Annotated in this window: 15 protein-coding genes and 1 pseudogene; 14 read left to right on the top strand and 2 right to left on the bottom strand. The window is 37.0% G+C overall.

Translation table 11 applies throughout. The features are described from left to right. Nucleotide 1: 1 nt before the first annotated feature. From JOC76_RS24045 to JOC76_RS24020, 6 genes and pseudogenes are all read left to right on the top strand, one after another. The gene (locus tag JOC76_RS24045) at nt 2-922 is read left to right on the top strand and encodes an aldo/keto reductase (protein WP_205181315.1); all 921 of its coding nucleotides are present in this window, start codon (nt 2-4) and stop codon (nt 920-922) included. Between the two features lie 173 nt (nt 923-1,095). After that, nucleotides 1,096-2,778: pseudogene (gene ubiB / locus JOC76_RS24040) on the top strand (2-polyprenylphenol 6-hydroxylase). A gap of 153 nt (nt 2,779-2,931) precedes the next feature. Beyond that, nucleotides 2,932-3,408: a hypothetical protein gene (locus JOC76_RS24035; protein WP_205181314.1), complete on the top strand. Its 477-nt coding sequence runs from the start codon at nt 2,932-2,934 to the stop codon at nt 3,406-3,408. Further along, nucleotides 3,395-3,991: a hypothetical protein gene (locus tag JOC76_RS24030; protein WP_205181313.1), complete on the top strand. Its 597-nt coding sequence runs from the start codon at nt 3,395-3,397 to the stop codon at nt 3,989-3,991. The genes JOC76_RS24035 and JOC76_RS24030 overlap by 14 nt, the downstream gene beginning before the upstream one ends. A 32-nt stretch (nt 3,992-4,023) precedes the next feature. After that, nucleotides 4,024-4,590, top strand: coding sequence for a polyhydroxyalkanoate biosynthesis repressor PhaR (locus JOC76_RS24025; protein ID WP_205181312.1), 567 nt, complete (start codon nt 4,024-4,026; stop codon nt 4,588-4,590). Between the two features lie 18 nt (nt 4,591-4,608). Continuing rightward, a complete protein-coding gene (locus JOC76_RS24020; RefSeq protein WP_205181311.1) occupies nt 4,609-5,676 on the top strand; it encodes an alpha/beta fold hydrolase in 1,068 nt (355 codons plus the stop codon). A gap of 71 nt (nt 5,677-5,747) precedes the next feature. Here JOC76_RS24020 and JOC76_RS24015 read toward each other — a convergent pair whose 3' ends face one another. Beyond that, on the bottom strand, nt 5,748-6,527 hold the full coding sequence (locus tag JOC76_RS24015) for an alpha/beta fold hydrolase (RefSeq protein ID WP_239557938.1): 780 nt from the start codon (nt 6,525-6,527) through the stop codon (nt 5,748-5,750). Between the two features lie 246 nt (nt 6,528-6,773). On the opposite strand from JOC76_RS24015, the gene JOC76_RS24010 reads away from it, so the two are divergent. Together JOC76_RS24010 and JOC76_RS24005 are read left to right on the top strand one after the other, a co-directional pair. Beyond that, a complete protein-coding gene (locus tag JOC76_RS24010) occupies nt 6,774-7,895 on the top strand; it encodes a sensor histidine kinase (protein WP_205181310.1) in 1,122 nt (373 codons plus the stop codon). Between the two features lie 10 nt (nt 7,896-7,905). Continuing rightward, nucleotides 7,906-8,505, top strand: coding sequence for a response regulator transcription factor (locus tag JOC76_RS24005; protein WP_205181309.1), 600 nt, complete (start codon nt 7,906-7,908; stop codon nt 8,503-8,505). A gap of 50 nt (nt 8,506-8,555) precedes the next feature. On the opposite strand, the gene JOC76_RS24000 is transcribed toward JOC76_RS24005, so the two are convergent. Next, nucleotides 8,556-9,401: an alpha/beta fold hydrolase gene (locus tag JOC76_RS24000; protein ID WP_205181308.1), complete on the bottom strand. Its 846-nt coding sequence runs from the start codon at nt 9,399-9,401 to the stop codon at nt 8,556-8,558. A 241-nt stretch (nt 9,402-9,642) separates the two neighbouring features. Between JOC76_RS24000 and JOC76_RS23995 the strand changes: the two genes are divergently transcribed. The 6 genes from JOC76_RS23995 to JOC76_RS23970 all read left to right on the top strand — a co-directional run bounded on the left by JOC76_RS23995 (nt 9,643) and on the right by JOC76_RS23970 (nt 14,829). Next, on the top strand, nt 9,643-10,551 hold the full coding sequence (locus JOC76_RS23995; protein ID WP_205181307.1) for an ABC transporter ATP-binding protein: 909 nt from the start codon (nt 9,643-9,645) through the stop codon (nt 10,549-10,551). Further along, nucleotides 10,544-11,386, top strand: coding sequence for an ABC transporter permease subunit (locus JOC76_RS23990; RefSeq protein WP_205181306.1), 843 nt, complete (start codon nt 10,544-10,546; stop codon nt 11,384-11,386). The genes JOC76_RS23995 and JOC76_RS23990 overlap by 8 nt, the downstream gene beginning before the upstream one ends. A gap of 166 nt (nt 11,387-11,552) precedes the next feature. Further along, nucleotides 11,553-11,747: an IDEAL domain-containing protein gene (locus tag JOC76_RS23985; protein WP_205181305.1), complete on the top strand. Its 195-nt coding sequence runs from the start codon at nt 11,553-11,555 to the stop codon at nt 11,745-11,747. A gap of 186 nt (nt 11,748-11,933) precedes the next feature. After that, nucleotides 11,934-12,587 carry a histidine phosphatase family protein gene (locus JOC76_RS23980; RefSeq protein ID WP_205181304.1) on the top strand — a complete coding sequence of 218 codons (654 nt, stop codon included), beginning with the start codon at nt 11,934-11,936 and terminating at the stop codon, nt 12,585-12,587. A 124-nt stretch (nt 12,588-12,711) separates the two neighbouring features. Beyond that, on the top strand, nt 12,712-13,494 hold the full coding sequence (locus JOC76_RS23975; RefSeq protein ID WP_205181303.1) for a nucleotidyltransferase domain-containing protein: 783 nt from the start codon (nt 12,712-12,714) through the stop codon (nt 13,492-13,494). Nucleotides 13,495-13,650: 156 nt separating this feature from the next. Continuing rightward, on the top strand, nt 13,651-14,829 hold the full coding sequence (locus JOC76_RS23970) for an LL-diaminopimelate aminotransferase (protein ID WP_205181302.1): 1,179 nt from the start codon (nt 13,651-13,653) through the stop codon (nt 14,827-14,829). Nucleotides 14,830-15,007 lie beyond the last annotated feature (178 nt).

The following is a 15,007-nucleotide window of genomic DNA, read 5'->3' as shown; positions in this document are numbered from 1 at the left end:
ATTGAAATACATAAACATAGCAAATACTGATCTTCAAGTATCAAATATCATCATGGGGAATATGCGATTACCGCAGCTTTCGGTAGCTGAAGCAGAGAACTTAATACGTTCCGCGATGGAAGAAGGAATTAATTTCTTTGACCATGCTGATATCTATGGGAAAGGGAAATCAGAGGAACTTTTTTCAGAAGCGATTCAAATGAATTCTTCTATCCGTGAAAAAATGATTTTGCAGAGTAAATGCGGTATCCGTAATGGTTACTTTGATTTTTCAAAAGAGCATATTGTGGAGTCAGTGGACGGAATTTTAAAACGATTGAATACTGAGTATCTTGATATTCTTCTGCTTCATCGTCCTGATCCATTAATGGAACCTGCTGAGGTGGCAGAGGCATTTGAAGAACTTCACAACAGCGGAAAGGTAAAATATTTTGGTGTATCTAATCACAATCCTGCTCAGATTGAATTGCTCCAAAAATACATACCGCAAAAGTTAGTAGTGAATCAACTGCAGTTTAGCATTGCGCATACACCAATGATTGATTCAGGAATTACCCTGAATATGAAGGTTGACCAATCAATTAACCGAGACATGAGTGTTTTGGAATATAGCCGCTTAAACGATATTACCATCCAAGCCTGGTCCCCATATCAGCATGGATTTTTTGGTGGATCCTTCTTAGGTGATGTAGAAACCTATCCGAAGTTAAACGAGGTAGTGGACAATATTGCTGAAAAATATGGTGTGACCAATACGGCGATTGCCACCGCTTGGATTACACGCCACCCGGCAAACATTCAGGTTGTGCTCGGAACGACAAAAGTTGAGCGCCTGAAAGATGCTTGTCAAGGTTCTGATATTAGACTGACAAGAGAAGAATGGTATCAAATTTATAAAGCAGCGGGAAATATTATTCCGTAAAGAAAAAGGCGAAAGCGCTTGAAGTCTATCGATTGATAGTCTAGCGCTTTCGTCTTTCTTTTTAGATGAATTAATTGAACAATTAGCGAAATCTAGTATTTATGCTTGAAAAGGATAGACAAAAATGAGACCGTTATTTTAGTGAATCAAAAATAGCAAGAGGAGTGAAGAATATGCTCAAAAAGAGAATCCGTCATATTCAACGCTACAGGGATATCGTCTATGCTTTTACTCGATACGGATTTGGATATGTTATGAATGAATTAGGGCTGATAGATTTATTATCTGTTCCTAAAAAGCTGTTTACCGAAGGAAATATGACCATTACAAGTAAAACGACAGGTGAAAGATTAAGACTATTTTTAGAAGAATTAGGACCAACTTTTATTAAGATTGGGCAGATTGTCAGTACAAGGCCTGATGTGATTCCAAGCGAAATTATTCAAGAATTGGAAAAGCTTCAAGATCAAGTGCCCCATTTTCCGTTTGCAGAGGTAAAGAAGATAATTGAACAGGAATTTGAACAGCCAATCGAAGAGTCCTTTGCGGAATTTAGTGAATTCCCTTTAGCAGCCGCCTCCATTGGACAGGTGCATTATGCATCTCTTTTATCAGGAGAACGGGTTGCCGTCAAGGTACAACGTCCCAATATCCAACATATGATTGAGACGGATTTAGAGATTTTGCAGGATCTGGCAAGATTAGCGGAATCACGGTTAGAATGGGCTGTAAGATACCAAATCCGTGAAATTGTTACCGAACTAGCCCAGTCAATCCGTCAAGAACTAGACTACGAAAATGAGGGACGTAACACCGAAAGGATTGCGAGACAATTCAAGGATAATCCAAAAGTAAGGATTCCAAAAATTAATTGGGATTATACCACATCAAAAGTACTAACGATGGAATATATCGAGGGCATTAAATTAAATGAAACAGAAAAATTAGAACGGGACGGCTATGATAAAAAAGTTCTTGCCGAACGAGTCGTTCATACTGTTTTTCAGCAGATTTTATTGGATGGTTTTTTTCATGGGGACCCACATCCAGGAAATATTCTGGCATTACCCGGTGATGTCATTGCCTTTTTAGATTTTGGAATTGTAGGTCGTTTAACGAACCAAATGAAGTCACACATCGCCTCCTTTATGATAGCGTTGATGAATCAAAATACGGATGAAGTGGTTAGAACGATTACGAATATGGGATTAGTTCCGGAAGATGTCAATTTGGTCAAGTTAAAGGCGGATGTAGATCAACTACGTGACAAGTATATCAGTATCTCATTTAGTGAAATGAAGGCGGGGCAGGCAGTGAATGAGCTATTTTCAGTCGCGTATCGGCATCGAATTCAAATTCCAACAGATTTAACGATATTAGGGAAGACTCTGCTTACGATTGAAGGGATTGTGGAAAAGCTTGACCCAGATTTAAGTATTATTAAAGTGGCTGAACCATTTGGGAAACAAATCGTAAAGGATCGCCTCAAACCTAAAAATGTAGCAGAAAAGGTTTGGAACCACTTATTCGAGTACAGTGAAATTATGAATGAATTCCCCAAAACGGTGAAGGATTTTACATCGATTATGAAAAAGGGAAAAATGAGGGTCGAAATTTCAACACCTGAGTTAGATGATTTTTTTTAAAAATTAAACCAAATTAGTAATCGGTTTTCGTTTAGTATTGTTTTACTCTCATTTAGTATTGTTATGGTTGGTGTGATTATTGGGGCCTCCCTAGCAGGACAAACCTCCGTCCTTTTGACAAAGGTACCTTTAGTAGAAATCGGTTTTGGCTTGGGGACATTGATGTCGTTACTGCTGATATTTTCCATTTTTAGGTCAGGGAGATTTTGAGGGTTAATGAGACCAGAGAAATTTCCTGAATTTACCGTGGTGAAATTGTAAACGGTTTTGTAATGTTAAAAGGAGGATTTTTGGTAACAGATGAAGAAATAATACAATTTGGAAGAGAAAATCTTTAATGGGCAGGAATATAAGAGGTTAAACATGAATTCTAAACAGCAAGACGTGAATCAATTTTATAAACAACTCGAAGAAGAAATAAATAAAAGAATTCATGCTAGCACCAATTCCCGGGCCTTTACAGTGGCAGTTGGAAAGGCACTAGATTCACATCTGAGGGAATTAAGAATCTATAAGCGATTGACGACTAGATGGTTAAATCGTATGGGACTTGCCACTAAGGATGATTTTGCTGACCTTTCTAATAGAATCATAGATGTGGTAGAGGGGATTGATTCTTTAGATGAATCCATTTACCAGACACTTAAACTGCAAAAAGCCAATCAAAAAAAGCTGGTAGTGTTACGGCAATTACTTCAGGAATGGTCTACCTACCTAAAGAGTGAGATGCAAGATAGACGAAAGTCTACTATTAAGACATTAGAAGAGGACCTTCAGGAGTTAAAGCAACTATTTGAAATGGAGATTGATAAGGAGGAATTCAAAAATGGCAAAAAATAATGAAAAAGTATTAGAAAAACAAGGAAATGAGGAGATAGAACAGGAACTCTCAAGCCTTGACCTATTTTGGAAGTTAGGATTAGACCAATTAGATACATGGGCAGAGCGCTTTAACGAACTAGATGAGCTTTACCTAGAGACAGTACAGGATTATGTTGAAAAAGCAAAACAAAATCAAGAAAACATGATTTCATTAGCGACCCAATTCGGTTCGGAACTAAAGGAATGGGAAAAGTCAACACGAGAAGAACTCTTAATGAGTACTACAGCATGGCAGAATTTCTTTCCTTTAAAGTCCTATGAAGAGATCAATCAAGTACTGGAGGATATCCAGAATAATTCGGCACAGGCTTTCGTTACACCTGTTCAAACCCTAACAACTGGACAGATTCAAGCATTCGATAAATCATTAGAAACAATTGAACAATATATTTCTATGAGTAAAAAAGGCCGCGAACAATATATCGATAGTGTGAAAAAAACAACGAATGTTTTATATGAAAATCAAAAATTATTCGTTGATGGCTTTGCGAAACAGGTTAAATCAGCGATTTTACCTTTTCAAAATTACTTGAAATGGTAATAGAGTAAACAAATTAGATGAGGTGAAAGCAGATGTCTGACAATAATTCTTTTGAACCATATGAGACTCTTCATAAATTTAGTTTATTGTGGGAAAAGCAAATCAACGATTTTATCAATCTATTAAAAAATAACAAGGAATTCATAAAAATGTCACATAATGGGACTAATCTGCATTCGAGTTATCTTGAATCTTTAAAAAAGAATCAGGAAGCATTAGCAAGTGTTTTGAATCTGCCAACGAAAAATGATGTGACAAATGTGGCTAACATAACCCTTCAAGCTGAAACGAAAATGAAGGCTTTGGAGGAGCAAATTTGCGAATTGCAGGAATCTGTAAATTCACAAAATAAAGAAATTGAAACGGTTGTTGAAGTATCCAAGGAAATCATTAAACTCACGAAGCAATTAAAAACGGAGTTAGTGAAGACCAAAAAAGAAATAGTGGAAACAAAAAGTTTACATGCTGAGCTGCAAGAATTGAAATTTGAATTATTAAAATTAAATGATTTTAAACAAGAATTTCAAACCTTAAAAGAACTTATTAACGACAAAAAGGCCGAAGAACCTGTATTAACGAACACAGTTTCAGGAGAATAGAAAGAAGGGAACATGCCATTGGCAGATGATTCAGCTTTAAAAGAATTCTTACCCACATTGGATTATGACAAAGAAATGGAGCGCTGGGTTAATCTGTTTATGATTTTAAGTGAGCCTGACCCCAAAATTAGTCAAACTCCTAAAAACGAAATTTGGAGAAAGAATAAATCTGTACTTTGGCATTATCCAGCTAAAGAGAAAAAATATGAAATTCCATTATTTTTTGTCTACTCTTTATTTAATAAACCATACATTTTAGATATTGGCCCTAAAACAAGTGTGATTGAAGGACTTACTAATATGGGCTACGAAGTGTATTTGTTAGACTGGGGTTCACCTGGTTATGAAGATAAACATTTAGGGATTGATACGTATATAGAGAAATACCTACGTATAGCGGTAAAACGGGCACTTCGCCACTCAGATGCTGAGGAAATAACCCTTATCGGCTATTGTTTAGGGGGCACGATTGCCTCCATCTATGCATCCATTGCGGAAGAGCCAATTAAAAATTTAATTGTAGCAACTGTACCAATTGATTTTGAACCATTTTGTGGGCCGGAAAAGTGGGCTGAGGGTTTTAGAGAAGGAGATATTAATTTTGAGCGGTTTATCGATACTTATGGAATAATACCTCCAAAATTAGTGGAAGGCATGTTTCAAGCAATCGGTTCGCCAATCAATTTTACAAATTACACCAAGCTCTTACATCAAGCACATGATCCACAGTATGTTGAAAAATGGCGGCGGATGAATAAATGGACTCAAGACCACGTTCCCTTAGCAGGAGAAGCATACCGACAATTGGCACATGACCTCTTTAAAGAGAACAAGCTTGTTAAGGGGGAAATGATGGTCGGCAATAAAAGAGCAGATTTAAAAAATATAAAGTCTAATTTGTTTGTGGTTTCTGGTTCACGAGATAATTTAATTCTCGAAGATCAAAGTAAACCGATAATGGATTTAGTCTCTAGCAAGGATAAAACTTATATTACAGTTGAAGCAGGTCATGTAAGTTTAGTACTAACGGGCCAATTTGCCAAAATTGTCCATCAATGGGCTTCTAGTCGTTCAAATCCGCTTTAAAATTTGTAATAATATCAGGTACAAGTAAATATATATGTATAGGCAAGAGGGAAGGAGGTTTATTCCCTCCTTTAACCTGCCCTTTTATGCTTGTTTAAAAAGTTTCGTAGGACCCGATTAAAGCTATCCTTCGCTTCGAGTTTAGCGATGTGGCCCGTGTTTCTGAAGATGACAAATTCGGAATGAGGGATTTGTTTATGCATTAATAGCTGGACCCAGGCAGGAATGACGGAATCATATTGACCGCCAATAATCAATGTGGGGACCTTAATCTTAGGAAGTAATGTTAAATTATTCACTTTCAGGCAAGCTTCCATCGCCTTAAAATAGTACTCTCGGTTAGGTTTATAATATTGATAAAATTTTTCAAGATTATCCCTATTCCAAGAATAAAGGCATATCTTTGCTGCAGTTTCTCTTAAAATATCGGTGGATTTATTTTCCATGTGTGCTTTCTGATATTTTAAGAAGAGCCTTCCAAGTGTTTCTGGTGCATAATGATAGGTACTGACCAGCATTAATGAACGGCACATTTCGGGAGCCTGACGGTAAATTTCTTGAGCAACCATGCCACCCATCGACAAGCCGCAAATGTGTGCGCTCTCAATTCTAAGTCCTTTTAACAGACTGATAACATCCTCAGCAAAGTGTTTAATTGAAATTTCTCCAGGTCTTTGATACTCTCCATGACCACGTAAATCAGGTATGATTAAATCGTACTGATCGGCAAACTCAAACTGATTGGCCCAGCCCTCTTTCACTTCCCCAAGTCCATGAATAAAAACTAATGGTTCACCCTCACCAAATCGCAAATAAGGAATACATGAGCTGCCATTCATAAATTCTCCCAATTAGATTCCTCCTATTGTTTTTATAAACATATGTTGACTAGATTTGTAAGGTGTAAATATTCGAAAATATTCTGAATACTGAATTATATTGAGTCCTGGGATTTTTTATTACCAGTATATGTAATTTACATATATGATGAAAATTCAGTGCTCTAGGTGGAATTAGTTTTAAGAAAGAAGGATATCAGCTAGAATGGTGTATAAGAAGATCTTTTGAGACAGGAAATATAGAAAATGAGGGCGTTTATGATTAAAAAGTATTTTACTTTCCAAAAAAATAATGGCATCGCACCGTATATATGGACCATACTTTGCATACTGCCTTTTTACTTTATATTCCAGTATGCCTCTACTATTGGAATTGTACTGGGTATATTATTGACTGTAGTGTTCTTTATTCTTTATCGAATTGCCTTTATTTCTAAAGGCTGGCCGGTTTATTTATGGACCTTGATTTTAATTGGGATTTCCATTACGGCATCTAGTCTTTATAGTTATGTTTATTTTGCGTTCTTTCTAGCTTATTTTATAGGGAATATTAAGGACCGAATTGCTTTTTTAACTTTATATTTTATTCACTTAATCAGTACTTCTGCTTCGATCAACTACAACATTGTCATGCAGGAAAAATTATTTCTCCAACAGCTTCCATTTGTGATTATCATTTGGATAAGTGTTATTCTCCTGCCGTTTAGTATTCATAACAGGAAAGAGCGTGGACAGCTGGAAGAAAAACTGGAGGATGCCAATAAACGTATTTCGGAACTTGTTAAATTGGAAGAACGTAACCGAATTGCTAGAGACCTGCATGATACACTTGGGCAAAAGCTTTCTCTGATTGGATTAAAAACCGATCTGGCACGTAAATTAATTTTAAAGGAACCTGAGCAGGCGCGGGAAGAGCTAAAAGATGTGCAGCAAACGGCCCGGACTGCTTTAAGTGAAGTGAGAAAATTAGTTTCTTCCATGCGGGGGATTCGACTGAAGGATGAAATATTACGGGTGAAACAAATGATTAAGGCTGCTGAAATTCATTTTGAATGTAAAGGTGAGTTTGTGCTTCAGAATGTTTCACTTTTAACCGAAAATATCTTAAGCATGTGTCTAAAGGAGGCCGTTAATAATGTGGTTAAACATAGTGAGGCCAATACCTGTACCATTTCGATTGAGCATAAGTTGAAAGAAACGGTGCTGACCATTCATGATGACGGTGTTTTTAAGGGGGGGACAGATAAACTGACCGAGGGTCATGGCTTAATTGGAATGAAGGAACGGCTTGAATTCATCAATGGCAGTTTAGAGCTTTTAACACATGATGGAACTACTTTAATTGTTACAGTACCTAATGATGTTAAGCCCATGGAATAGGAGGAGCGAAATGATTAAAATTGTGATTGCTGAAGACCAACAAATGCTTTTAGGTGCATTTGGTTCCCTGCTGAATTTGGAAGATGATATGGAGGTGGTTGGTAAAGCCTCAAATGGTGAAGAAGCTGTTGAGTTGGTAAAAAAACTTCAACCAGATGTCTGCATCACAGACATTGAAATGCCAGGAAAAAGTGGTCTAGAAGCTGCGGAAGAACTAAAAGGCCTCGGGTGTAAGGTCATTATTTTAACCACTTTTGCACGCACTGGCTACTTTCAGCGAGCTTTAAAAGCTGGTGTAAGCGGATATTTGTTAAAGGATAGTCCGAGTGAGGAGCTTGCCAATTCGATTCGAAATGTGGTGGCAGGACGTCGAATCTATGCACCTGAATTAATGGATGATGTCTACGGGGAAGAAAATCCATTAACGGATAGGGAAAAAGAAGTCCTTGAACTTGTGGCAGATGGGAAAAATACAAAAGAAATTGCGGAGACGCTTAGTATTAAAACAGGAACAGTCCGCAACTATATTTCGATTATATTAGATAAACTAGAAGTCAAGAATAGAATTGAAGCCATTACCCAATCTAAAGAAAAAGGTTGGTTTAAATGAGGTGTATTCCTAGAGAATACACCTTTTCTTTTTGAAAAAATTAGTATCCTTCACTCTGCGGCTGTTTGGTAGCTTTCTAGGAAGTTTTTTATATATTCGAATACCTCAAATGGACGTTCCTCGGGGAGAGCATGCCCAGATTCCTTTAAAACAATTAATTCAGAGTTGATTAAATCCTTATTTAGCTGTTCCCCTACCTTTAGTGGCATTGATTTATCATGGTCGCCCCAAATTAACAAACATGGTGTTTTAATTTTTTTTAATACCTCTCCTGGTAGGTCGCCTTCTCGGTCACGGATCATTCTTGTTAGTGCAATAAAAATTTCATCCTGTAAAAAAGGCTGGAGATAGCCATTAATCATTTCTTCATTGATAATCGAATGATTATATAAGGCATCCTGAAGATTCTTTCGTACCCCTGTTCGAGCGAAATAGTATTTTACAAACCGATGAAAATATGGCAGGTAACTAGTTATGATTAATGGGAACTTAGAACGCTTTAAATAGGCAGAACTGCAAAGAAGAATTGCTTTGTCTGCAATCTCTGGCATCATATGGAGGATGTTAAGGACAATTTGTCCTCCCATTGAATGTCCAATAAAAGTCATTTTTTTAAGACCTAAAGATTCAGTAAGTTTGATGACCGTTTCCGCAAGATTTTTATAGGAATACACATAGCGATGGCATTTCTCACTTTTTCCAAAAGGGGGGAGGTCTATTGATAAAACTTGATAATCGTTTCTCAATAATGAAATTAAATGCCGATAAGTAAAGGTGGATGAAAGAAAACCATGTAATAAAACAAACGTGTAATCAGACGTTTGGTGAGGGTAAAATTCATAATAAACCTTAATATTATTTACCGGCTGATATCCGGTAAAAGCAGCTTGCTCCATCCATGTTCCTCCTACTCTACAAAAAAAGTTGCCCTTAATTTTCCCTCTCCATCGAAAAAAATCCCTCACAAACCAATAAGGAAATAAAAGGAATATATAGGGACTGTTCCTAAAGAAAGACTATAAAAACCCAACCAAAATCTGTTAAGATAAAATTAACAAGGACCTTAAATAGTGTCCACTGGATAGAGATAAATGTGTTTTAGTGGTGCCTGACACCAATTAAAAAAGGGGGAGAAGGTTGAATATTATTGAGGCATTTCATGTGGAGAAGGAGTTTAATGGCCATTCTATTTTAAAGGATGTTTCGTTTACGATTGAGGAAGGGACTATTAATGGTTTGCTTGGTCCCAATGGGGCCGGGAAGACTACACTTATTCGTTTGCTTAATGGAGTCATTGATGCATCGAGTGGGACTATGAACGTCATAAATTATGACCCCAAGATTCAAGGGGACAAAATAAGAAATATGGCTGGGATTGTCACAGAGAGTGCTGCTCTTTACCATGACATGAGTGCGTGGGACAATCTTGTTTTCTTTGCTAAGATTTATAATGCCTATGATCCCAAGCGAATCCGTTACCTATTAGAACTATTTGAGATGTATGAAAAAAAGGACCAATTAGTCGGCACGTTCTCGACAGGTATGAAAAAAAGAATTTCTTTAGCTAAAGCACTTATCCATAAACCAAAACTGTTGTTCCTTGATGAGCCGACAAATGGGCTAGATCCGGAGGGAATAAATGACGTCATCGAATTATTAAAGAGAATAAATGAGGAAGAGGGCGTTACCATTTTAATTTGCTCCCATGTTCTTCATCAGCTGGAAACAATCTGTGAATCCTTTTTATTCCTAAAGGAAGGACGCTTAATTGAACAGGGGACTAGGAGCGAACTGGAGGAAAAATATTTAACAGAGATAAAATTATTAGTGGAGACAGGACTGCAGCCATCTAATCTCCAGTTTTATAAGGGGTATCCATACATAAGAGTTAGTCCAACACAGCTGGAATTCACCCTTGATACCAAAGGGCAAATCAGCCCACTTCTGCAAGAAATCCTTAATGAGTCCTGGATCTATTCAAGTGAGATTACGAACAGAGGGCTTGAAACACTATATTTTAAGATTAGAGGTGGGGATCATGAATAAACAAATCATTAAGGCCATTGCCCTAAAGGATATTAAAACAACCTTCTCATCCAAAAAGATTTGGATCCCAATGATCGTCCTGCCTGCCATCCTCTGTGTAGCCTTGCCAGCGTTGTTCTCGTATTTTGGGCTTCATTCAGGTTTCAATAGTGAGAATGCCAATGACTTGGAAAAACCAATTAATGAATTTATCAAAAGCTTTCCTAATAATCATATCCGTAACACCCTCACAGCTCTGCCCACATTGGCGTACAAATCGGTTTATTTCTTTTTAAACTCTATGACGATTCCTTTTTTCTTAATGGCCGCCATTATTAATTCAATGGTAACCGCTTCAAATAGTTTCGCTGGAGAAAAGGAGAGGAACACCCTCGAAACCTTATTATTTGCACCAATTTCTATAAAAGAGCTATTTGTGGGGAAGGTTGTAGCAGCTTTTATTCCTTCGCTGCTCATTTCTTATGCAGCCTTTTTACTAAACGCGATTATAGTCAATGCGATTACCTATCCCTACTTTAAGGAAGTATTATTTTTGAATTCAACCTGGCTTTTATTAATGTTATGGGTAATCCCTGCCTTGGTCATTTTTAATATCATCCTGAATGTACTAGTATCAGCTAGAGTAAAATCATTTCAAGAAGCTCAGCAATTTGGCGGAATGATGGTACTGCCAGTAGTAGGTTTAGTCATTAGCCAAGCGAGCGGTTTGTTTTTCTTAAGCCCATTTTTACTATTCCTCATCGGGGCAGGACTACTAATCGCAAATGTCTTCTTACTAAAGCTCATCACAAAATTCAACAAACGAAATGTACTATTTGAGAACCAAATCCATTAAATGACTTAACCAAGTGTACGCCTTAGGTGGACAGTGTCTTTCATTGGTGCCTGTCACCATTATGTCACCAGTAACCAAAAAAATTTTTTTAAAAAATCGAAATAAAGTGTTTGAATTTTTAGAAAACTCCTAGTATAATGAAAAAAAGCTCAAGGAGTTGATTTCCATGGAAAAGAAGTTACTTAATTCACCACAACAATCGGATGAGAATCAAGATGCTGTTATTGCTGAGATGTTCCTAAATAATGCCCTGCTTGAATTCAAAAGGGAGAAAATCCGAAAGGAAATCGACCAAACATTACAAGATGGGGATAAGGAGTTATTCCTTAAATTAACAGAAGAGCTAAAGAAGATTTCTTAATACAATTTACTATCTTAATCAAATAACCATAAAACGGCCCTTACCATGATTGGATAAGGGCTTCTTTCTGTTTGGAGAACTGTCTACAAAAAAAGATTTATTGTGACACATAATATGGATGTCTGATAAAATCAATGCCAAAGTCTTAATTTTGTTAAGGTAATAAAAGTAAAGCTGGAGGATTTCATGGATAAAACATTTAATTTGTATCTCATAAGACATGGGGAAACGTATTTAAACCGTTATAAAAAGATGCAGGGCTGGGCAGACAGCCCGCTAACAGAAGAAGGAAAGGCGATTGCTAGTGAAACGGGAAGAAGATTGGCGTCTGTAAAATTTGACCGAATTTATACCAGTGATTCAGGAAGAACAGTCGAAACTGCTGAATTAATTCTTCAAGAGAATCATTACAACCATGATCTTATCATTAACAGGAGAAAAGCCTTTCGAGAGAGTTTCTTTGGAAGCTTTGAGGGAGAATATTCGGAGGTTGCTTTTCAAAAGGTAGCTCAGGATCAAGGCTATTCCAACAGAGAGAAATTGTTTCAAAAACATAATCTAGAAGAGGTCATGAATTTTATTAAAGAATCAGATCCTTTTCATCATGCTGAAAACTATAAGGAAATATGGGGTCGGATTGATAACGGATTAAATGAAATTATTAATAATGGTCAAAGTGATAATGAAAATATATTACTTGTCACTCATGGTGTTATCATAAGAAATATTATAAGTAAATTTTCTAATGAATTTGATAAGGAAATGGAAATCAAAAATTCTAGTATCTCTGTATTGAAATATTCTAGTAATATTTTTAAAATTGTTTCTTTTAATCAATAGTGAAATGCAGCAATTAAGGACCTCATTTACGGTCCTTTTCATTTTTTAATGAATAATATAAAAGTTCCATAAGTAGTTAAAAATAAACATGTACGGGAAAAGCAAGATGTATGGAGTGGGTATGGTGAAAGACAGGATTATCAAGGAATTGAAAAGGCTTGAGCGGGAATTTGAAGTAAAGATATGCTATGCCGTTGAGGCTGGAAGCCGCGCATGGGGCACCCCTTCAAAGGATAGTGATTACGATGTCCGTTTTATTTATGTTCATAAAAAAGATTGGTATTTATCCATCGATCAAAAAAAAGATGTCATTGAACAGCCGATTAATGAGCAACTTGATCTAAGTGGCTGGGATTTGCGGAAAGCCCTTCAGCTTTTCCGAAAGTCAAATCCATCTTTGTTGGAATGGCTTCATTCAAACATCGTTTACTCTCAAGCTTTTTCACTACTTGAGAAGATGAAACAACTAGAAAATCAAGTATTTCAACCAAAAGCATCATTATTTCATTATTTAAATATGGCTAAAGCGAATTATCGCATTTGTCTTCAAACAGAACCAATAAACAGTAAGTGTTACTTAAATGTGATCCGCCCCATCTTAGCTTGCATGTGGATAGAAAAGCAAAACCGATTTCCGCCCAATGATATTCATTCATTATTGGGGAATGTAATTGTCGAAGGAGAAATAAAGCGAGCAATTTTGACTCTCATAGAGAGGAAGGTAAATCGTGGTGATAACCAAAAACAACTAAACATCAGCATTATTCAAAATTTTATTGAAGAAGAAATCCAATATCTTGAGGATTATTCGAAGGACATAGAGGCGCCAAAGCAGGAATTTACAGCTACTTTAAATGAGTTGTTTAGGCATGTTCTTGTTGAAGCGTGGAAGGATAATGATCAATAGTATGTTAATCGAGTCCGCTAAATGGCGGATTTTTCTTCGTAAAAAAGGTTATTAAATTCAAGACGGTATAGAACTTTATAGCATAATTTTAAAAACTTGCTATAATCAGAAATATGTTAAAATTATATGAATATAAAAAATTAGAGGGGAATGTCTATGAATCTCGTTGGTTCTGAAAAGCTCCAAAAGATGACAGCTAGTATTTTTCAAGAAATCGCTGATCGAAAAATGGAGGCAATTAAAAATGGGAAAGATGTGATCGACCTTAGTGTTGGAAGTCCGGACTTTGCACCGCCGTCCTTTGTTGTCGATGCATTAGTGGAGTCCGCAAAAGATACAAGTAAATATGGATACACATTAAAGGGGATTGAGGAATTTAATGAGGCCGTTGGTTATTTTTATAAGCAGCGATATCATGTTGATTTAGACCCGGCGAATGAAGTGCTCCAGTTGATGGGGTCACAGGACGGATTGGCTCATTTAGCCACCGCTATTATTAACCCTGGTGATTATGTCTTAGTACCAGATCCTGGTTATCCCATTTATGAGGCAAGTGTTAATATTGCTGGAGGTATCATTTATCCGATGCCGCTGAAGGCTGAAAATAAGTTTTTGCCAAACTTACATGATATACCTCAAGACGTTTTACAGAAAACAAAAATGATGATAATTAGTTACCCTGGGAATCCAGTAACAGCTCTTGCGGATAAGGTCTTTTTTGAAAAGGTTGTGGAATTTGCTAGAACCCATAATATTTTAGTGGTGCACGACTTTGCCTACTCTGAATTGATTTTTGATGAGCATCCTCAGATTAGTTTTATGTCTATTGCCGGGGCGAAGGAAGTTGGAATTGAATTTAATTCTCTTTCAAAGACGTTTAATATGGCGGGCTGCCGGATTGGCTATGTGGTGGGGAATCCCCAAGCCATCCAACTGTTAGCGACCTTTAAATCCAATATTGATTATGGAGTTTTTTATCCAATTCAGAAGGCAGCCGTAAAAGCATTAACATCTGACTTCGCTTATTTACGTGAGCAGGTGAAAGAATATGAGCTTCGTCGAGATGCTTTGATTTCTGGACTTGAAAAAAGCGGCTGGAAGGTCAAGAAGTCTCCGGCAACGATGTTTGTGTGGGCAAAGATTCCTTCCGGCTGGACATCGCGCCAATTTGCCTTTGAATTAATCGACCGGGCAGGTGTGGCTGTGATACCGGGTGATGCATTTGGTGCACTAGGGGAGGGCTATGTCCGTATTGCGATGGTACAGCCGCCTGAGCGATTAACAGAGGCTGCTGAAAGGATTGAGCAATTTTTAGCGGAAGTAGTTGAAAAATAAGAATAGCAATGCACAAGCGATTTAAATTGTCTCTTGTGCATTTTTTTTCGGCTAAATTTAGGTGAATGTCCTCAATAAGGGGCCTTGAGGACAAACTGGTAAAAGAATAAAAGGAAGTGTCTTCAATAGGGGGTCTTGAGGACAAAACTGGTAAAAGAAAAGGAGGAAGTGTCTTCAA

Origin of the sequence: Neobacillus cucumis (assembly GCF_016908975.1) — a bacterium.
Taxonomy (GTDB): domain Bacteria; phylum Bacillota; class Bacilli; order Bacillales; family Cytobacillaceae; genus Neobacillus; species Neobacillus cucumis.
Note: the sequence above shows the minus strand (reverse complement) of the source record. Positions and strands in the feature narration are given on the sequence as shown.